The organism is Halorubrum trapanicum (assembly GCF_017873555.1).
GTDB classification, from domain to species: domain Archaea; phylum Halobacteriota; class Halobacteria; order Halobacteriales; family Haloferacaceae; genus Halorubrum; species Halorubrum trapanicum.
The window spans coordinates 108,788-127,465 of record NZ_JAGGKE010000010.1 but is presented as its reverse complement, the minus strand read 5'-3'; the positions used below and the strand labels follow the sequence as shown (position 1 = coordinate 127,465).

Below are 18,678 nucleotides of genomic sequence, written 5' to 3'. Positions count from 1 at the left end.
TCACCTCCACTCGTCCGCGGCCCCCAGGGCGGGGGCGCCGCCCCCCCCCCGCCCCCCCCCCCCCCGGGGGGGGCGGGGCCCCCCCCCCCCCCGGGGGGGGGCCCCCCCCCCGGGGGGGGGGGGGGGGGCCCCCCCCGCCCCCCGCCACGAGGCTGGGGTGGCGTGAGGCTGCGGTCGCTGTGGCGGGGTGGGACTCAAAGGGGCAGCCGTGAGGGCGGCGTAGGCGACGTAAGCACCACAGCGAAGGAGCGGAGCGACTGAGCGAGGAGCGTGGTTCGAGACGCCGGAGGCGTCTCGTCATCACGAAAGGCGCGGAGCGCCTTTCGAACGACAGCGAGCGTGTGCCGCCCTCACGGCTGGGGCTTTGGCGGTGTTGATCACCGTCGTTCCGCCAGCAACCACCACAGATGGTCAACCAGATCCGTCGGAATACTCCGTCACTGGTGGCCCGTAGTCCGTCTGTATCCAATACCGGTCAAGCAGTGGCCAGTTGCGCGAGGAGTCCGACTGCCCAGAGAACCAGCCCGAAGACGAGGAGAGACGTGGTCGGTCCGTACTCGTCGACGACGGGGTTTTCCTCGTACCGGACGACTCCGAACAGGCCGGCCACTAACAGAAAGGCTCCGCCGAGAAGCTGTAGCGCGGTCCCGGCCGTTAAGGGTCGTCCCCCGACGATGCCGACCTGAGCCAAGAGTAAGACGCTGACCGTAACGAAACATATCGCGACCAATCTGGAGGGATGCATGGACGCCCGATCGCCCGTCACCCGTAATACTGTACCGAGTCGTGTCACGCAGCGATACTCGCGACACGTCCAGCAGCCGCTTATAAGACCGCGAGCGACGCGCCGTAGATCGCCACCGCACCGATCGCACCGATCGCTACCGCCTTCGCGTTGAGGCGGACCGCCTTCTTGCGGTCGGCGGCGAGCGCCGCCTCGTTCTGGATCTCGTTCGTCCCCTCGCCAACGTCGAAGACGCCGATGCCGGCGAAGCCGATACAGAAGCGCTCGCGGTACTGTAGTACGCCCATCGCGGCGCCGTACAGCGGGAACACCGAGGCGAGGAGCGACCACCGCGGCCACGCGAGCGCGACGACGGCCGCGACGTAGGCCGCCGCGGCCACCAGCGAGCCGACGCCGAGGAGGAGCCGCCGTCGCTGTTGGGTCGGTCCGATGTTACACACGCCCGGTTGGTACTCCATACCCTCGGAACGGGCGGGAAAAGCTTAGCCCCAACGGTCGGATGCGGAGACGGATCCCGGCGGAGCGGCCCCCGTGAACGATGGTTTATTACCGACCGGGCGGAATCGGGAGACGAACACAGATGGGGGACCGCGATCCGGACCGGCGAGCGCGGGACCTGCGCCGCTACGAGACGATCCTGGGGTCGCTCGACGACGCCGTCTACGCCATCCGGCCCGACGGCACGATCGTCTACGTCAACGAGCGGTACGCGGAGATGAAAGGCGTCGACCGCGAACAGCTCCTCGGAACGGATATCTACGACTGGGTGAGCGAGGAGACCGCCGAGCGGGCGCGGCGGGAGCGCGCGGCGATGCGCGAGGAGGGTCGCAAGACCGGCGCGATCGAGTACGAGTTCGAGACGGAGAACGGCGACTCCTTTCCCGCGGAGATGCGGTTCGGGCGGACGGACCTCGACGACCGAGAGGAACTGGGCCGGGTGGGCGTCATCCGCAACGTCACCGAGCGAAAGCGGCGAGAGCGCGAGCTTGAGCGGCAGAACGAGCGGCTCGACGAGTTCGCGAGCATCGTCTCCCACGACCTCCGGAACCCGCTGGACGTGGCGCGGGGGCACCTCGACCTCGCCCGCGAGGAACGCGACTCCGAGCACCTCGAAGCGGTCGGCCGCGCTCACGACCGCATGGCGACGCTCATCGACGACCTCCTGACGCTGGCGCGCGAGGGCGTCGACGTCGAGTCGCTGGAACCGGTCGACCTCAGCGCGGTCGCCGAGGAGTGCTGGGCGGGCGTCGACACCGCGGACGCGACGCTGCGCGCGGAGACGACGCAGACGGTCCGCGCGGACCGGAGCCGGCTCAGACAGCTGCTGGAGAACCTCCTGCGAAACGCCGTCTCGCACGGCGGCTCGGCGGTCACCGTCACCCTCGGCGACCTCGACGACGGGTTCTACGTCGAAGACGACGGCCCGGGGATCCCCGAAGGCGAACGCGACGGGGTCTTCGAGGCCGGCCACACGACGGACCCGGACGGGACCGGCTTCGGACTCGCCATCGTCGAGCGTGTGGCCGAGGCGCACGGCTGGGAGGTCGCGGTCACCGCGAGCGCCGAGGGCGGGGCGCGCTTCGAGTTCACCGGCGTCGACGTCGAGTGACTTCCGGGTGGAGTCCCGGACACGGCTCCGGCCCGCCCCGCGGTGGAAACGGTGAAATGCCCGGCGAGCGAGGTGCCCGTGTGAAACGGATCCAGCTCGGCAACACCGTCTTCGAGGGCGAAAACGACGTCTACCTGATCGACGGCGAGGCGACCGCGCTCGTCGACACCGGCGTCGCGCTCCCGGACGTGCGCGAGGAGTTGGTCGACGGTCTCACCGAGCACGGGGTCGCGTTCGCCGACGTCGACGCCGTGGTGCTCACCCACTGGCACCCGGACCACGCGGGGCTGGCGGGCGAGGTTCAGGCCGAGAGCGGCGCCGACGTGTACGTCCACGAGGCCGACGCCGCCCTCGTCGACGGGACCGAGACGCCGCTGTTCGCCGACCGCGACCGCCAGCGCGAGACGTTCGAGCGGTGGGGGATGCCCGACGCCGACCGCGAGCGGCTCACCGACTTCTTCGACGCGGTCAGCGCGGACCTCTCGGGCCGCCCGGCGGACGTGACGACGTTCGGCGACGGCGACGCGATCGAGGCGGGCGGCGTCGAACTCGAAGCGCTCCACCTGCCCGGCCACACCGCCGGACTCTCCGGGTTCGCGTTCGACCCGCGGACGGTGCCGGACCACGACCCGGTCGCCGGCGCGGACGCGACGGAGGAGGTCTTCACGGGCGACGCGCTGCTCCCGAAGTACACCCCCAACGTCGGCGGCGCGGACGTGCGCGTCGAGGGGGCGCTCGCCGCCTACGCCGAGAGCCTCGCGCGCGTCGTCGAGCGCGACTTCGACGCCGCCCACCCCGGCCACCGGTGGCGGATCGACGAGCCGAGCCGCCGCGCGGCGGCGATCCTCGACCACCACCGCCACCGGACCCGCCGGGTGATCGACGTGCTCGACGAGTCGGGACCGGCGACCGCGTGGGCGGTCTCGGCCGCCCTGTTCGGCTCGCTGGAGGGGATCCACGTCCTCCACGGTCCCGGCGAGGCGTTCTCGCACCTCGACCACCTCGCGGCCGCCGGCGTCGTCGAGCGCGACGGGACCGCGTACCGCCTCGTCGAACCCGAACCCGACGTCGACGCGCTGTTCCCGACGACGCCGCTCGACGGCCTCGTTGACGGCAGCGAAGACGCGTAGCCGGGGACTGCGGGGCGTTCCGGCCCGATCACCGGCCGGACCTCGGCCGCCGAAAGGTATTCGTGCCGGCCGGCGTATTCGGGGACGTGAAGCGGGACGCCCTCGCTGCGGTCGTCGTCGCCCTCCTCGCCGTCGTCGCGCTCGGCGTCGCGGCCGCGACGCTGGACACCGCCGTCGACACCGGCAGCGGCGGGTTCGGCGGTGGCGACGGAGACGCTCCGAGCGTCGGAGAGTCGGCGGGCGACCCGGGCGTCCTCACCTCCTCGGGGGAGGCGGGCGGGCTGTCCACCTCCGGGGTCTGTCTCCCGTACCTCAGGGAGCCGCCGGCCGTGGCCGCGCTCGTTCTCGGGATGGCGCTGCTCGCCGGGGTGACCTACCGGGACACCGCGTCGCCGTTCGCGGGCGCCGCCGTCGCCGGCGTGATCGGTCTCCCGATCGGAGTCCTCTTCTGGATTCTGTCGGCGTGCGGATCGGCCGCACAGAGCCTCTCGGTGTCGCTCGGTCTCGGCGGCAACGGAACGGGACTGTTCCCCGAGGGCGCCCCCGGCGGCGGCGGGTTCGGCGGCGGCGAGGGGGCGGCGTCGACGCCAGAGGTCCTGTTCGCGCTGGTCGTCCTCGCCGCGGTCGTCGCGAGCGTCGCCGTCCTCCTCCTCGCGGGCGGTGACGACGAGACCGACGACGGCGAGACCGGCCGCCCCGATCCGGCGGACGACGACCCCCCGGAGTTGGACGCGATCGGCCGGGCGGCCGGCGAGGCCGCCGACCGGATCGAGTCGTCGGACGCGGACAACGAGGTGTACCGGGCGTGGCGGGACATGACCGACGTCCTCGACGTCGACCGCCCCGCCTCCTCGACGCCCGCCGAGTTCGCGACCGCGGCCGTCGACGCCGGCGTCGACGAGGAGCCGGTGACCGCGCTCACCGAGGCGTTCGAGCGCGTGCGCTACGGCGGCGAGGACGCGACGGACGACCGCGAGCGCCGCGCCGTCGAGGCGCTGCGCCGGATCGAGGAGCGACACGGGGGCGACTCGTGACGCGCGGCCCCGCCGGGATCGGACGCGTCGGAGCCGACGGGGGTGACCGGTAGTGCGTCCCCTGGTCGTCGCGGGGGTGCTGGCGGTCGCCGTCGGTCTCCTCGCCGCGCTCGACCGCGGCGTGGCGGCGGCCATCTCCCCCACCTCGACCGTCGTCACGCTGATCGGCGTCCTCGGCGTGGTCCAGGGGATCCGATACGCGAACGCGCGCCGGGACCGACGCCGACTCCCGACGGATCCCGGGGAGCCGGAACGCCGCGCGCCCGCCGCGGTGCCCGGCGCGGATCTCGACGAGCGGATAGCCCGGGTCGCCAGCCCCGCGCCGGGCGGCTACCGGGACCGCCGGGACCTCCGCGACCGGGTCCGGGAGGTGGCGGTCGACGCCGTCGCCCGCGACCGCAACTGCTCGCGGGAGGCGGCCGAGGCGACCGTCGACGACGGGACGTGGACGGACGACCCCGTCGCCGCCGCGTTCTTCGACGCGCGGACCGGGTACCCGCTCCGCGTCCGTCTGTCGGCCACGGTCCGGGGGCGGTCGCGCTACTGGTACGGGCTGCGGGCGGCGATAGACGAGATCGATCGGATCGAGTCCGGAGGTGCGGCGTGAGCGACCCGCGGGGGGAGGTCGCGTCCGGTTCGGCCGATTCCGCCGATTCCGCCGGTTCGACCGATACGACCGATCCGGCCGATTCGACCGATCCGCGTTCTGACGAGGACGAGGACGGCGTCGCGGTCGGAATCGACTCGGCCCGGGGAGACGATCCGGACGCGACCGCGACTGGCGTGGAGAGCGACGCGGCCGAACGAGAGGACGACGCGGCCGCGACGGGGGCGGCCGAGACCCCGACCGACCGGGAGCGCAGACGGGAGGTCGAGACGGATCGGTGGCTGGGGATCGCGGGGGCGGCGCTGGCGCTCGTCGGTCTCGGCGTGATCGTCCGGCAGTCGTCGCTGGTGCTCGCGGGCGCGGTCGGCGTCGGGTACGCCGTGTACGCCCGGGCGGGAGACGCGCCGACGCCGACGCTCGCGGTGACGCGGTCGGTGAGCGACGAGACGCCGGCGCCCGGCGACGAGGTTCGCGTCACCGTTCGCGCGGAGAACGTCGGGGAAGCGGCGCTTCCGGACCTCCGGCTCGTCGACGGCGTCCCGCCGGGGCTAGCGGTCGTCGACGGACCGGCTCGCGTCGCGACCGCGTTGCGGCCGGGGACGGCGGTCTCGTTCGAGTACACCGTGCGGGCGGCGCGCGGCGACCACGAGTGGGGACCGCTGACCGCGATCACGCGCGACGCGGCCGGTGCCCGCGAGCGGACGGCGGACCTCGACGCGCCGACGGCCGTCTCCTGTACGCCGGAGCTGTCCGCCGGCGGGGACCTCCCCCTGCGCGGACTGACGACCGTCCACCACGGTCGAGTGCCGACCGACGTTGGCGGGGCCGGCGTCGAGTTCCACGCGACCCGGGAGTACCGCCGCGGCGACCCGGTCAAGCGGATCGACTGGAACCGCCGCGCGCGGACGGGCGAGCTGTCGACCGTCGAGCACCGCGAGGAGCGCTCCGCCACCGTCGTGCTGCTCGTCGACGCGCGCGAGTCGGCCTACGTCGCCGCCGACCCCGACGCCGAGACGGCGGTGGAGGCGAGCGTCGCGGCCGCCGGCCAGGCGTTCTCGGCGCTCCTCGACGGCGGCGACCGGGTGGGGATCGCGGCGCTGTCGCCGCTGGACTGCTGGCTCCCGCCAGGCAGCGGGACCGTCCACGCGGCCCGCGGCCGCGAGACGCTGGCCACCGACCCGGCGCTGGCGCCGACGCCCAGCGGGGAGCGCTTCTACCGCTCGCTGTGGCTCCGACGGTTCCGACGACGGCTCCCGGCCGACGCGCAGGTGCTGTTCTTCACGCCGCTCGCGGACGACACCGCGGCGACGCTCGCGCGTCGGATCGACGCGCACGGCCACCTCGTGACCGTCCTCTCGCCGGATCCCACGGCGACCGAGACGGCCGGCGAGCGGCTGACCGCCTTCGAGCGCCGGCAGCGGCTCCGGACGCTCCGGTCGGGTGGGATCCGCGCGCTGGAGTGGCGAGACGACTCCTTCCCGGTCGCGGTCGCGGCCGCGACGAGGCGGTGGTCGCGATGAGCGGTGCGGTCCGCGACGGAGAGAGCGGAGGGGGCAGCGAGGGGGAAAGCGAAGCGGGCGGCGACGGGTCGTCGGACGGAGGTCCGGCCGCCGACCTGACCGCCGACTTCCACGAGACGGACGCGCGGCCGCCGACGGTCGCGATAGTCGCGAGCCTCGCGGCCGCGGGCGTCGCGGCGACCGCCGGCGCGGTGGCGAGTCCGATCGGCGGCGCGCTGCTCGGGGTCGCCGCGCTCGGCTTCCTCGGCGGCGCGCTCCGGAGGTCGACGCGGGTCCTGACGTGGGGCGCCGCCGTCGGCGTGGTCGGGGTCGCGGTCGCGGGGTACCGCGGCGCCCCCGCCGAGGCGCTGCTCGTCGCCGCCGTCGGGCTGGCGGTCGCGTGGGACGTCGCCGACCACGGCGTCGGTCTCGGCGAGCAGGTCGGTCGGGGCGCGCGGGTCCGTCGGAACGTCGCGGTCCACGCGGGGACGAGCCTGCTCGTCGGCGCGCTCGCGGCCGGTCTCGTCTACGGGGTCACCCTCGCGGTCGGCGGCGGCCAGCCGGTGGCCGCGCTCGCGCTGCTGCTCGCGGGCGGTATCGCGCTGACCTCGGCGGTTCGGTGAGGGCGGGCGGCGCGCTGAACGCCACCGGTCGGTGGGGTGCGGTCGCCGCGCGCCCGCGGAGCTAAACCCTTATGAGCGCGCGGCCGGCAGGTACGCTCGTATGAGCGACCTCCCGGACGACTTCGACTGCACGCTCACCAACTGGGAGTACATCTACGGGCTCTGCCGCAACGTCTCCGACGCGGTGAAGCGGGCCGACTTCGAGCCGGACGTGGTCGTCGCCCTGGCCCGCGGCGGCTGGTTCGCGGGCCGGTGCGTCTGCGACTTCCTCGGACTCAACGACCTCACCAGCCTCAAGATGGAACACTACGTCGGGACCGCCGAGAAGAGCGGCGAACCCCAGATCCGCTACCCGATGCCGGAGGGGAGCGTGGAGGGGAAGAACGTCCTGATCATCGACGACATCGCCGACACCGGCGGGTCGATCCGCCGCGCCGAGGAGTACGTCGAGGACCGGGACGCGGGCGAGGTCCGCACCGCGACGCTCCAGCTTCTGGGCACCTCCGAGTTCCAGCCGGACTTCGTCGGCGAGCGCCTGGAGCAGTGGACCTGGGTCGTCTACCCGTGGAACTTCCTCGAGGACATGGTCGACCTCACGGAGGGCGCGATGGAGCGCGCCGACGAGTCGGCGTTCTCGCGGGAGGACCTACGTCACTACTTAGAGGAGTTCCACGGCATCGGCCGGATCGAGATGGAGGTTGCCCAGCCCGACCGCCTCGACGAGGTCATCGACGAGATGGTCCGGCGGGACGTTGCCGAACCCGTCGGCGACGGAAGCTGGGCGCTCGCCGAGTAGCCGCCCCGAGCGATGGACGCCGCAGAGTCCGGTGACGACGATCTCGACGACGCCCTCGGCGCGGTGCTCGCCGCCTACGACCTGAAAGACGAGCGGCGCACCGGCTGGCAGCTCCGCGGGGTCGACGACCCCGAGTCCGTCGCCGCCCACTCGTGGGGGGTCGCGTACCTCGTCGTGACGCTCGGCGACCGGCTGGCCGCCGACCTGCCGGGCGTCGACCTCGACCGCGCGCTCCGGCTCGCGGTCGTCCACGACGTGGCCGAGGCGGAGACGGGCGACGCCGCGACCCGCGCCGATTCGACCGCGGACACGGTGGACCCCGAGACCAAGGAGGCCGCCGAACGCGAGGCGATGGCGGACCTCGCCGGCCCGCTCCCCGAGCGCGTGCGGGACGCGTGGGAGGCGTACGAGGCGCGCGAGTCGCCGGAGGCGGTCCTCGTCAAGGAGTGTGACCTCCTCGACACCTGTTTTCAGGCCGTCCGCTACGAGCGCGGCGACCGGTACGACCCCGAGCGCGGCGCCCCCGACGCGTTCCGCGAGTACGACGACCTCGACGAGTTCTTCGCGACGACCGAGCCGCGGCTCCGGACCGAGGCCGGGCGCGCGCTGTTCGCGGCGGTCCGCGAGCGGTACCGAAGCGCGCGGGACGAGTAAAATTCGACGATCGTCGAATAGACAATCGACGTTTGTAGGCTCTCTACCGCTCGATTTCGCGTAAAGATGGTAAAAGGGTTAACGGGGGAGTCCGTCTCACGAGGTGAGCTTTCACCACGCATGTCTGACACCGATCTCGTAATCATCGGCGGGGGAATCAGCGGGGCGTCGCTGCTGTACACGGTCGCGAAGTTCACCGACGTCGAGGACGTCACGCTGATCGAGAAGGAGCGGGAGATAGCCGCGATCAACTCCCACCGGACGAACAACTCCCAGACCCTCCACTTCGGAGACATCGAGACGAACTACACCCTCGAGAAGGCCGAGGAGGTCAAGGAGGGCGCGGAGCTGCTCGCGGGCTACCTCGAAGGGGAGGACCCCGACCGCGAGATGCACAGCAAGCGGAGCAAGATGGTCCTCGGCGTCGGCGACGAGGAGGTCGCCAAGCTGGAGGAGCGCTACCGCGAGAACGGGTTCGGCGACCTGTTCCCGAAGCTCCGCGAGATCGGCCGCGAGGAGATCGAAGAGCTGGAGCCGAAGGTCGTCGAGGGGCGCGACCCCGGCACGGAGCTGAAGGCGCTCCAGACGCCGGACGGCTACGTGGTCGACTACGGCGCGGTCGCGAAGTCCTTCGTCGACGCCGCCCGCGAGGAGGAGGGCGTCTCGGTCCACCTCGGAACGGCCGTGACGAACGTCGACGACCGCGGCGACGACTTCCTCGTCGAGACCGACGACGGCGACTTCGACGCCGAGGCGGTCGTCGTCGCGGCCGGCTCGCACAGCCTCCAGTTCGCCAAGGAGATGGGGTACGGCGAGGGGATGTCGCTACTGCCGGTCGCGGGGAGCTTCTTCCTCGCGGACGACCTGCTGAACGGGAAGGTGTACACGCTCCAGATGAAGAAGCTCCCGTTCGCGGCGGTCCACGGCGACGCCGACGTCCACGACGACGGGATCACCCGGTTCGGTCCGACCGCGAAGCTCGTGCCCGCGCTCGAACGCGGCCACCTCTCGACGGTGAGCGACTTCGTCGACGTGTTCGGCTTCAACCCCGACTCCGTGCTGAGCTACGTCAACATCCTCTCGGACCGGATCCTCTTCCCGTACGTCGTGCGCAACCTCGTGTACGACCTCCCGGTGGTCGGGAAGCGCGCGTTCCTGCCGGACGTCCAGAAGGTCGTGCCGAGCGTCGACGTCGACGACATCGACCGCGCGAAGGGGTACGGCGGCGTGCGCCCGCAGATCGTCGACACCGAGAACAAGGAGCTGGACATGGGCGAAGCGAAGATCACCGAGGACGGCATCCTGTTCAACATCACGCCCTCGCCGGGCGCGTCGACCGCGCTGAAGAACGCGATGACCGACGTCGAGACCGTCCTCGGCTTCTTCGAGGACGACTACGAGTTCGACGAGTCCGCCTTCCGCGACGCGACCATCGAGAACTTCCCGCGGCTCGACGAGACGGAAGCGGACGAGGAGGCGGACGCCGACGCGGACGCGAACGACGAGGTCGCGGCCGAGGCCGACGACTGATCGGACCCGGGCGCGAGCGACACGGGTAAGTAGCGCCCCGGTCGATCCGCCGTCATGGTATCGAACGGCGACGAGGGGGCGGGAGCGGACGGTTCGACGGTCGACGACGGGATCGTCGACCGCTGGACCGCGCTCGACCGCGGCTGGCAGGCGCTCGCGCTGGGTCTCGGAATCGTCGCCGCGCACCTCGTCGGACAGGCGCTGTGACGGGAGTCGCCGAGGCGCTCCGGGCGTACCTCCCCGGACTCGCGCTGCTCGCCGGGGGCGCCCTCGCCGCGACGCTCGTCGCGGGCGCGGTCCCCGGGGTTCAGCCGCTCGTCGTCGCCGTCGCGATCGGCGTCGGCGTCGGGAACGCCGTCGGGATCCCCGAGATCGCGGAGCCGGGCGTCGGCGTCGACAAGCTGTTCTTGGAGACGGGGATCGTCCTGCTCGGCGCGGCGGTCGCGGTCGAGGAATACCTCGCCGCGGGACCGACCGTCCTCGGACTGGTGGTGGCGTTCGTCGCCGGCGGACTCCTGTTCGCGGAGGTCGTCGCGCGCGGCCTCTTCCGGATCGGGTCGCCCACCTCGTCGCTTCTGGCCGCGGGCGCGAGCGTCTGCGGCGTCTCCGCCGTCGTCGCGATCGGGAGGGTGCTGGACGCCCGGGGCGCCGCGATCACCTTCGCGGCCGCGACGGTGCTGCTGTTCGACGCCGTCACGCTCGTCGCGTTCCCGCTGGCGGGCGAGTGGCTCGGTCTCACCGGTCGGCAGTTCGGCGTCTGGGCGGGTGTGAGCATGTTCTCGACCGGTCCCGTCGCGGCCGCGGGGTTCGCCCACTCGCCCGAGGCGGGCCAGTGGGCGACCGTGACGAAGCTGGCGCGAAACTCGCTTCTGGGCGGCGTGGCGGTCGCGTACTCGCTGGCGTACACGGCGCGCTCGGCCGCCGAACCGGGCGTCCGTCGCCTGTGGGCCGAGTTCCCGAAGTTCCTGCTCGGATTTCTGATCGTCGCGACGGTCGCCAACAGCGGACTGCTCTCGCCGGCCGCGCTGGCGTCTATCGGGCGCGTCTCGGACGCGCTGTTCGCGCTGGCGTTCGTCGGTCTCGGTCTCTCGATCCGGGTCGACGACATGCGCGCGGTGGGCGCCGCGCCCGTCGGCGCGGTCCTCGTCCACCTGCTCGTCGTGAGCGCGGTCGCGCTCGCGGCAGTGCGCTGGTTCCTGTAGCGAGTTCGGTCCGTATAAGTGGCGAGCGGGCGCATTCCGGGTATGGGAACTATCGGATTCATCGGCGGCAGCGGTATCTACGAGGCGCTCCCCCTGAACGACGTGCGCGAGGTCGAGTTCGACACGCCGTACGGCGAGCCGAGCGACGCGGTGACGATCGGCGAGTTCGGCGACACCGGCCGAGAGGTGGCGTTCCTGCCGCGACACGGCTCGAGCCACGGCGTCTCGCCGACCGACCTCCCGTACCGCGCCAACATGTACGCCTTGAAAAAGGCGGGCGTCATCCACGTGTTCGCGTCGAACGCGGTCGGGAGCCTGAAAGAGGAGCTGGAGCCGGGGACGCTCGTCGTCCCGGACCAGATCTACGACCGGACGAAGGGCCGCGACCTCTCCTTCTACGGTGACGGGGTCGTCGTCCACCAGCCGTTCGCGGACCCGTACAGCCCCGAACTCGTCGATCACCTCACTGATGCCGCGGAGTCTTCCACGTCCGCCGACACCGGCGTCGTGAAGGGCGGCACGTACGTCTGTATCGAGGGACCGCAGTACTCGACGCGCGCGGAGTCGGAGTTCTACAAGCGCCAAGGCTGGGACCTCGTCGGCATGACCGCGATCCCGGAGGCGAAGCTGGCCCGCGAGGCCGAGATCGCGTACGCGACGATCGCCGGCGTCACCGACTACGACGTCTGGAAGGAAGACAGCGAGGTGACACTCGAGGAGGTGCTCGAAAACGCCGAGCAGAACCAGACGGCGATCAAGGCCGCCGTCGAGGAGGCCGTGCGGACGCTCCCCGAGGACCTGGAGTGTGACGCCCACACCGCGCTCGAAGGCACCGTCAACACGCCGACCGAGGCGATCCCCGAGGAGACGAAAGAGCGCGTCGAGCCGCTGCTCGGCGACTACTTATAAATAGACACGCCGTGCGGTGGCGCGTGCCGGTGAGTGGCCCGGAGGGCCACGAGCCGCACGCGCGAGGTTGTCGGGCTTCGCCCGACTGCCAGAGGCGCGTCGCGCCTCGCTGTCACCGGACTCCGTCCGGTTTCAAGCGAGAGCTTCGCTCTCGCACTGTCGCCGGCGCTACGCGCCGGCTGCCAGAGGGACCTTCGGTCCCTCGCTGGAGTCGGTCGCCGAGCGAAGCGAGGGCGACCGACGAGGCAGGGGAGGTGTGAGGTGCGGTCCCGCGAGCGACCGGAGGGAGCGAGTGGGGGTACGGAAGTCGCAGCCCGCGCAGCGAACGCAGTGAGCGAGCAGGACCGTCTTCCGGTGGTGCTGTGCGGTCAGGGTGGGGCTTTGGAAGTGTTCTCCGCGAGACTGACAACGTATCGCCGAGCGACCACTGTAGACACGTCCTAGTCGTCGAACACGTCGAGGGTGAACTCCTCGTCGGACTCCCGTGTCAGTCGCTCGGAGCCGTCGTGGTCGGTGACCGTTCCCGGTGCCATCGACTCGTGAACCCTCTCTACCGTGTCCGGCGTCACCTTCTCGGTCACCTCGAACGTCTTCACCGGGGAGAGGAGTCCCCAGAGCGCGCCGGCCGAGTGCGCGAGGAAGGCGATCGGCGTCAACAGGAGGTACAGCGGCCACGTGATCGGATGTTTGTCGTACGAGGCCGCGCCGACGAGCGTGTAGACGAACAGGATCCCGAACAACGCCAGCGACGCCGTGCGGTACCACTCCATACCGGGTGCGGTGCCCGGGAAGACGAGCGACGCGAAGACGAGGAGCGGGACCAGCGGCGAGAGCGACCACGCGATGATCCGGGTGTAATACACCGGTCGGTACCTGAGTGGGAGCAGGTGGCCGTCGGCGCGCGTGCCCGAGATCCAGCGCCGGCGCTGCTTCGCCATCGCGCGCAGCGACGGGGGCGCCTGGTTGCGGAACCGCACGTCGAGCACGGCGAAGGAGACGCCCGTCTGGTCCGCGGCCCGCCAGATGAAGTTCGTGTCCTCGGTGATAGTCGCGACATCCCACGTGATCGACTCCTCTAACGAGTGTCGGACCGCCACCCCGCCGCCCCACGCGTACAGCGGGTATCGGAGCTTATGGAACGCGAACTGCTCGTACTGGTAGCCGACGCGGAATATCTCGCTCAGATAAGCGACCCGCGATCCGGTGAAAAGCGGCTTCTCGGTGAACTGGACCACGTCCGCGTCCGGGAGGCCCTCGAATCCGGCCATGATCGTGTCCTCGTCGAGGTACAGCACGTACTCGCGGTCGCACGGCACCACGCGCCGCGCCCACTCGACCGCCCGGCCCTTGTTGGTCGCGTCGCACTCGAACTCCTCGGGAACGACGTGGACGTCCGCACCCTCAACGTCGATCGGCGACTCCGCGATCACGCGCACGTCGTCGATCGCCTGCGGGACCGAGTTGACGGTCGCCTGTACCACCTCCTCGGCGTCGATAGTCAGGATGCGGACCTGGATGTCCTCGTACCCCCACTCGACGTCGTCGGGGTCGACGCGGCCGCCGCGCGCGAGCACCGTCGCTTCGAGGAGCCACCAGAGCGCCGAGGCGCCGTACAGCAGGAGGCCGATCCACAGCGCCGCGACGATCGCGGCGAGCGCGGGGTTGGCGGCGGCGAACGATATCACGGGAAAACCCTCTCGCGGCAGCGTAAAGAGCGTATTGGAGGGGAGTCGCGGTCGGTCAGCGAACGGCTCGCAGCCGGTCGTTCAGTCTGCGATCGCTTCCGACTCGCCGGTCATCGCCGCGGGGTCTTTCACCCAGAGGTCGCCGAACAGGTCGTCCTGCTGGAGCCGGACCGAGCCGCGGTGGGCCATGAACAGCAGCGCGAGGTACGTCATGAACGGGCGGCCGCCCGCGCCGTCGATCTCCGCGAACAGCACCTCCGTACGCCCGCGCTCGAAGTGGGTCCGGAGAGCGTTGTCGATCTCCACGATGACCTCCTCGATGTCCTCGTCGTGGGTGCGGTCGGTCGCCTCGCCCGCGGTCGGCTCCCCGTCCTGCCGGAACTCGTCGTCCGCGTGGTAGTCGAGCGTCTGCGTGCCGCGAGCGTGGCCGTGCGGCGACTCGGAGGTGTCGTACTCGCGGGAGTCCTTCCACCACGAGCCGCGCTCGGCCTCGCGCAGTTCGCGGACCAGCTCGTCGAGCGTCTCCGGCGAGCCGCGGGTGTTCTTCCGGTCGAGCCGGCGGTCCATCTCCGCCTCCAGCTCGTCGATCGGGTCGAAGTCGCCGTCGGCGGGGTCGGGCGCGCCGCCCTCCATCGCGACCTCCCACGGCTCCGGTTCCGGCTCCGCCTCTTCGTCGTCGTCCGCCAGCATGCCGTCGCTTTTCATCCGGAGGAGGACGCTGGCGTAGAACAGCGCCCGCCCGGTCGTCCGGAGGTCCGTCTCGTCGAGCTTCTCCAAGAAGGCGTCCGTCACCTGGACGATGTCGATGTCCCACGGCTCGATCTCGCCCTCCTCGGCGAGCTGGACGAGGAGTTCGACGGGCTCGACCTCGTCGTCGTCGGTCTCGTCGGGGGGTGAGACGCCCGCCACGTCCGGACCGGACTCGTCGGCCGGGCCACCGCCCTCGTCGTGCTGAGGATCGTCGTTCGGAGACTCGTCGGCGAACGGGTCCGCGCCGTCGCGCTCGCTCGTCAGGTCGAGGTCGGGGACGGCGTCGTCGGAACCGCCGCCAGAGCCTTGGCCGTCCCCTTCTTCAGTCATCCGCGCTCACCTCCTCGTCGGCGTCGTCACCGAACTGCATCCCGGTCACCGCCGAGAGGTTGTCGCCCTGCATCGTGACGCCGATCGCGCGGTCCGAGCGCTCCAACAGCGCCGAGCGGTGGCCGACGACGACGAACTGGGCCTCCTCGGCCAGCTCCTCTATCATCTCGCCGACGCGCTCGGCGTTGACCGCGTCGAGGAACGCGTCGATCTCGTCGAGCGCGTAGAACGGCGCGGGGTTGTGCCGCTGGACCGCGAAGATAAAGGAGAGGGCGGTGAGCGACTTCTCGCCGCCGCTCATCGCGTCGAGCCGCTGAACCGGCTTGTCCGCGGGCTGGGCCTTCATCGTCAGCCCCTCCTCGAACGGATCCTCGGGGTTCTCCAAGACGAGCTCGCCGCTCCCGGCCGAGAGCCGCGCGAAGATGTCCCCGAAGTGGTCGTTGATCGACTCGAACGTCTCCATGAACGTCTCCTTCTTCGCCGCCTCGTACCCCTCGATGCGCTCCTCGATGGCGTCGCGCTCCTCGACGAGCACGTCGCGGCGCTCCTGAATCTCCGACAGCGCCTCCTGGACCTCGTCGTACTCGTCGATCGCGAGCATGTTCACCGGTTCGAGCGCCTCCATCTCGGTCTCCAGCTCCTCGATCCGCGACTCCACCTCGTCGAGGTCGGGGATCTCCTCGGCGTCGTAGGCGCCGACCTGCGACTCCAGCTCGTCGATCTCCCACTCCAGTCGGTCCCGCCGGTCGGTGAGATCCGAGAGGTCCGACTCCGCCTCGGCGACGAGCGACCGCTGCTCGTCGCGCCGCTGGGTCGCCTCGCGGATCTCCTCGCGGAGGTCCTCGCGGTCCTCCTTCAGCTCCGTGAGCTCCGCTTCGAGGTCGGCGATCGCCTCCTTCTTCTCCGCCAACTCCGCCTCCTTCTCCTCGATGGCGGCCTCGTGGTCGGCGATCGCCTCCTCGGCCTCCGCCTTCGCGTTCTGCGCCTCCTCGACGTCGTCGTGGAGGTCGTCGAGCGCGTCCTCGGCGTACCCCTTCTCCAGCTCCAGCTCGTTGATCCGACCGTCGAGCGAGCTCATCCGGTCTTCCAGCTCGTCGATCTCGGCGCGGATCTCGTCGGCGCGCTCGGAGAGCTCGGGGATCTTCGAGTCGGCGAGCTCGGCTTCGATCTCGTCGATCTCCGCGGCGAGCTCGTCGATCTCCGCGTCGGTCGCCGCCAGCTCGTCGTCGAGGGCCGTCATCTCCTCGTCGACCGACTCGCGTTCCGCCTCCAGCTCTTCGAGTTCGGTCTCACGCTCCTCGATCCGGTCTTCGGACTCCGCGAGCTCCTCTTCGGCGCGCTCGACGTCCGCCTCCAGCGACCGCACGCGCTCGGCCGCGTCGGCCTTGCGGTCGCGCGCGTCCTCGATGTCGTCGTCGAGCGCGTCGATCTCCGACTGGACCGACTGGCGCTCGTCTTCGAGGTCGGATATCTCCGTCGCGAGCCGTTCGAGCTTCCCGCCGCCGGACTTCGTGAACGAGTAGCGGGAGCCGCCGCCGGAGCCGCCGGTCATCGCGCCCGACTTCTCGACGAGGTCGCCGTCGAGCGTCACCATCCGGAAGTCGCCCATCAGCTCGCGGGCGGTCGACATGTCCTCGACGACGAGCGTCGAGCCGAGCACGTACGAGAAGATCGACTCGTACTCGGCGTCGTAGTCGACGAGGTCGCGCGCGAAGTCGACGACGCCCGGTAGCGAGGGCTTCCGCGGCAGGCTCCGGTCGTCCATCTTCGTGATCGGGAGGAACGTCGCCCGCCCCGCGTTCCGCTGTTTGAGGTAGTCGATACACGTCGAGCCGACGCCGTCGTCGTCGACGACGACGTTCGCCAGTCGCCCGCCCGCGGCGGTCTCGCAGGCCTCGGCGTACTGGGTCTCGACCGAGGCCAACTCGCCGACCGCGCCGTGGACACCGTCGATGCCGCCGTTCTTCACCTCGGTGACCGCTCTGGGCCACGAGGCGTCACCGCGCTCGTCGGCGGCCGCCTCCAGCTTGGCGTACTCGTTCTGCTTCTCGCGGAGCGTCGCCTCGATCTCCTCCAGCCGCTCCTCCGTCTCGGCCTTCTCCGAGAAGAGGTCCGCGACCGCGTCCTCGATGGTCGCCTGATTCTTCTCGGCTTTGTCCAGCTCGCTTTTCAGCTCGGAGATCCGCGCCTTGTGCTCCGGGAGCGACTCGCGGGCCGCCTCCAGCTCCTCGCGGGCCTCGCTCACCGCGTTCGACCGCCGGCGAGCCTCGTCGAGCAGCCGGTCCTTCTCGCGTTGCGTCTCGTTTTTCTCCTCGCGGAGGGACTCGATCTCCTCCTTCTTCTCCGACAGCTCGGCCTTCAGCTCGTCGAACTCGGTGTCGGCCCCCTCGATCTCGGCCTCGACGTCGGCCAGCTCGGAGCGCTTCGTCGCCAGCTCCGATTTCACCGACGCCTTCTCCACTTTCGTCTCGCGGATCTCGGCGTCCAGCTCCTCGATCGTCTCCTCTTTGCGGTCGATCTGGACGAACGCCTGCCGCCGGTCGTTCTCGGCCGACTCGGCGCGCGACTCGGCCGACTCGATCCTGTCCTCCAGCCGCGAGACCTCGCCTTTGATCGCCTCTATCTCCGAGCGGATCTCGATCTGTTCCTCCTCGCCTTTCGTCTCTATCTCGTGGTTGAGGTCCGCGAGGTCCTCCTCCAGGCGGGTGAGCTTCCCCTGTCTGGCGTCCAGCTCCTCGCGGAGCGATTCGAGGTCCGTCTCCGCCTCGCCGATCTCGCTTTCGACGTCCGCGAGCGCGTCGCGCTTGTCCTCCAGCTCCGAGGCCTTCCTGAACCCGCGGTACTCCTCGAGCTCGTCGCGGAGGTCCTGGTACTGGAGCGCGGTCTCGCGCTCGTCGGCGAGCTGATCGAGCCGGTCCTCCTTCTCGCCGATCCGGAGGTCGGCCTCGCCGATCCGGTCTTCGACGGTGTCCAGCTCCTCGTAGGCGGCCTCCTTCTTCTCGTCGAACTCGGCGACGCCCGCGATCTCGTCGATGATCCCCCGCCGCTGGTAGGGGGTCATGTTGATGATCTCGGTGACGTCGCCCTGCATCACCACGTTGTACCCCTCCGGCGTGACGCCCGCCGCCGCGAGCAGGTCCTGGACGTCCGAGAGGTTCACGGAGCGCCCGTTGAGGTAGTAGTACGAGTAGTAGTTGTCCTCGGTCTCCTTCACCCGGCGCTTGATCGTGATCTCGGAGACGTCGCCGACGTTCTCCGTGCCGGCCGCGGAGACGACCTGCGATCGGTCGAGGGTGCCGTCCTCGTTCGAGAGCACGACCGTCACCGAGGCCTCGTTCGGTCCGTCCGCGGCCTCGCCGTCGTCGTGGCCGGGATTGTAGATGAGGTCGGTGAGCTTCTTCGCGCGGATCCCGCGGGTGCGCGCCAGCCCGAGCGCGAACAGCACGCCGTCGATGATGTTCGACTTCCCGGAGCCGTTCGGGCCGGTGACGACCGTGAAATCCTCGTAGAAGGGGATCCTCGTCGTCCGCCCGAAGCTCTTGAACCCGTCCAGAACGACTTCAGTGATGTGCATG

Annotated in this window: 17 protein-coding genes; 12 read left to right on the top strand and 5 right to left on the bottom strand. The window is 70.9% G+C overall.

Annotation, left to right across the window (positions count from 1 at the left end; genetic code table 11):
• Positions 1-475 precede the first annotated feature (475 nt).
• Both J2744_RS11865 and J2744_RS11860 read right to left on the bottom strand, forming a co-directional pair.
• Entirely contained in the window at positions 476-745 is a 270-nt protein-coding gene (locus J2744_RS11865; RefSeq protein ID WP_210113563.1) for a hypothetical protein, read from the bottom strand.
• 80 nt (positions 746-825) lie between these two features.
• On the bottom strand, positions 826-1,203 hold the full coding sequence (locus J2744_RS11860; RefSeq protein WP_210113562.1) for a hypothetical protein: 378 nt from the start codon (positions 1,201-1,203) through the stop codon (positions 826-828).
• 122 nt (positions 1,204-1,325) lie between these two features.
• On the opposite strand from J2744_RS11860, the gene J2744_RS11855 reads away from it, so the two are divergent.
• The 12 genes from J2744_RS11855 to mtnP all read left to right on the top strand — a co-directional run bounded on the left by J2744_RS11855 (position 1,326) and on the right by mtnP (position 12,338).
• On the top strand, positions 1,326-2,354 hold the full coding sequence (locus J2744_RS11855; RefSeq protein ID WP_210113561.1) for a sensor histidine kinase: 1,029 nt from the start codon (positions 1,326-1,328) through the stop codon (positions 2,352-2,354).
• An 80-nt stretch (positions 2,355-2,434) separates the two neighbouring features.
• A complete protein-coding gene (locus J2744_RS11850) occupies positions 2,435-3,484 on the top strand; it encodes an MBL fold metallo-hydrolase (protein ID WP_210113560.1) in 1,050 nt (349 codons plus the stop codon).
• An 86-nt stretch (positions 3,485-3,570) separates the two neighbouring features.
• Entirely contained in the window at positions 3,571-4,518 is a 948-nt protein-coding gene (locus J2744_RS11845; RefSeq protein WP_210113559.1) for a DUF4129 domain-containing protein, read from the top strand.
• Between the two features lie 52 nt (positions 4,519-4,570).
• Complete coding sequence (locus J2744_RS11840; protein ID WP_210113558.1) at positions 4,571-5,125, top strand: DUF7269 family protein; 555 nt, start codon at positions 4,571-4,573, stop codon at positions 5,123-5,125.
• 176 nt (positions 5,126-5,301) lie between these two features.
• Complete coding sequence (locus J2744_RS11835; protein ID WP_394357721.1) at positions 5,302-6,645, top strand: DUF58 domain-containing protein; 1,344 nt, start codon at positions 5,302-5,304, stop codon at positions 6,643-6,645.
• Positions 6,585-7,247, top strand: coding sequence for a DUF7519 family protein (locus J2744_RS11830; RefSeq protein WP_210113556.1), 663 nt, complete (start codon positions 6,585-6,587; stop codon positions 7,245-7,247). The genes J2744_RS11835 and J2744_RS11830 overlap by 61 nt, the downstream gene beginning before the upstream one ends.
• Before the next feature lie 100 nt (positions 7,248-7,347).
• Positions 7,348-8,043, top strand: coding sequence for a phosphoribosyltransferase (locus J2744_RS11825; RefSeq protein ID WP_210113555.1), 696 nt, complete (start codon positions 7,348-7,350; stop codon positions 8,041-8,043).
• A gap of 12 nt (positions 8,044-8,055) precedes the next feature.
• Positions 8,056-8,697 carry an HD domain-containing protein gene (locus J2744_RS11820; RefSeq protein WP_210113554.1) on the top strand — a complete coding sequence of 214 codons (642 nt, stop codon included), beginning with the start codon at positions 8,056-8,058 and terminating at the stop codon, positions 8,695-8,697.
• Between the two features lie 120 nt (positions 8,698-8,817).
• On the top strand, positions 8,818-10,227 hold the full coding sequence (locus tag J2744_RS11815) for an FAD-dependent oxidoreductase (protein ID WP_210113553.1): 1,410 nt from the start codon (positions 8,818-8,820) through the stop codon (positions 10,225-10,227).
• 54 nt (positions 10,228-10,281) lie between these two features.
• The gene (locus tag J2744_RS11810) at positions 10,282-10,434 is read left to right on the top strand and encodes a hypothetical protein (protein WP_210113552.1); all 153 of its coding nucleotides are present in this window, start codon (positions 10,282-10,284) and stop codon (positions 10,432-10,434) included.
• Positions 10,431-11,429 carry a YeiH family protein gene (locus J2744_RS11805; RefSeq protein ID WP_210113551.1) on the top strand — a complete coding sequence of 333 codons (999 nt, stop codon included), beginning with the start codon at positions 10,431-10,433 and terminating at the stop codon, positions 11,427-11,429. The genes J2744_RS11810 and J2744_RS11805 overlap by 4 nt, the downstream gene beginning before the upstream one ends.
• A 42-nt stretch (positions 11,430-11,471) precedes the next feature.
• Positions 11,472-12,338 carry an S-methyl-5'-thioadenosine phosphorylase gene (gene mtnP, locus J2744_RS11800; protein WP_210113550.1) on the top strand — a complete coding sequence of 289 codons (867 nt, stop codon included), beginning with the start codon at positions 11,472-11,474 and terminating at the stop codon, positions 12,336-12,338.
• Positions 12,339-12,778: 440 nt separating this feature from the next.
• On the opposite strand, the gene J2744_RS11795 is transcribed toward mtnP, so the two are convergent.
• From J2744_RS11795 to smc, 3 genes are all read right to left on the bottom strand, one after another.
• Entirely contained in the window at positions 12,779-14,023 is a 1,245-nt protein-coding gene (locus J2744_RS11795; protein WP_210113549.1) for a glycosyltransferase family 2 protein, read from the bottom strand.
• 81 nt (positions 14,024-14,104) lie between these two features.
• Entirely contained in the window at positions 14,105-15,103 is a 999-nt protein-coding gene (locus J2744_RS11790; protein WP_210113548.1) for a segregation and condensation protein A, read from the bottom strand.
• Positions 15,096-18,677, bottom strand: a complete 3,582-nt coding sequence (gene smc, locus J2744_RS11785; RefSeq protein ID WP_210113547.1) for a chromosome segregation protein SMC — start codon at positions 18,675-18,677, stop codon at positions 15,096-15,098. Before smc ends, J2744_RS11790 begins: the two co-directional genes overlap by 8 nt.
• Position 18,678 lies beyond the last annotated feature (1 nt).

What these genes read in the sequence shown, in the direction of transcription:
- J2744_RS11865 (WP_210113563.1), bottom strand. Translation starts at nt 745, where the DNA reads ATGCATCCCTCCAGATTGGTCGCGATATGTTTCGTTACGGTCAGCGTC.
- J2744_RS11860 (WP_210113562.1), bottom strand. Translation starts at nt 1,203, where the DNA reads ATGGAGTACCAACCGGGCGTGTGTAACATCGGACCGACCCAACAGCGA.
- J2744_RS11855 (WP_210113561.1), top strand. Translation starts at nt 1,326, where the DNA reads ATGGGGGACCGCGATCCGGACCGGCGAGCGCGGGACCTGCGCCGCTAC.
- J2744_RS11825 (WP_210113555.1), top strand. Translation starts at nt 7,348, where the DNA reads ATGAGCGACCTCCCGGACGACTTCGACTGCACGCTCACCAACTGGGAG.
- J2744_RS11820 (WP_210113554.1), top strand. Translation starts at nt 8,056, where the DNA reads ATGGACGCCGCAGAGTCCGGTGACGACGATCTCGACGACGCCCTCGGC.
- J2744_RS11815 (WP_210113553.1), top strand. Translation starts at nt 8,818, where the DNA reads ATGTCTGACACCGATCTCGTAATCATCGGCGGGGGAATCAGCGGGGCG.
- J2744_RS11810 (WP_210113552.1), top strand. Translation starts at nt 10,282, where the DNA reads ATGGTATCGAACGGCGACGAGGGGGCGGGAGCGGACGGTTCGACGGTC.
- mtnP (WP_210113550.1), top strand. Translation starts at nt 11,472, where the DNA reads ATGGGAACTATCGGATTCATCGGCGGCAGCGGTATCTACGAGGCGCTC.
- J2744_RS11790 (WP_210113548.1), bottom strand. Translation starts at nt 15,103, where the DNA reads ATGACTGAAGAAGGGGACGGCCAAGGCTCTGGCGGCGGTTCCGACGAC.
- smc (WP_210113547.1), bottom strand. Translation starts at nt 18,677, where the DNA reads ATGCACATCACTGAAGTCGTTCTGGACGGGTTCAAGAGCTTCGGGCGG.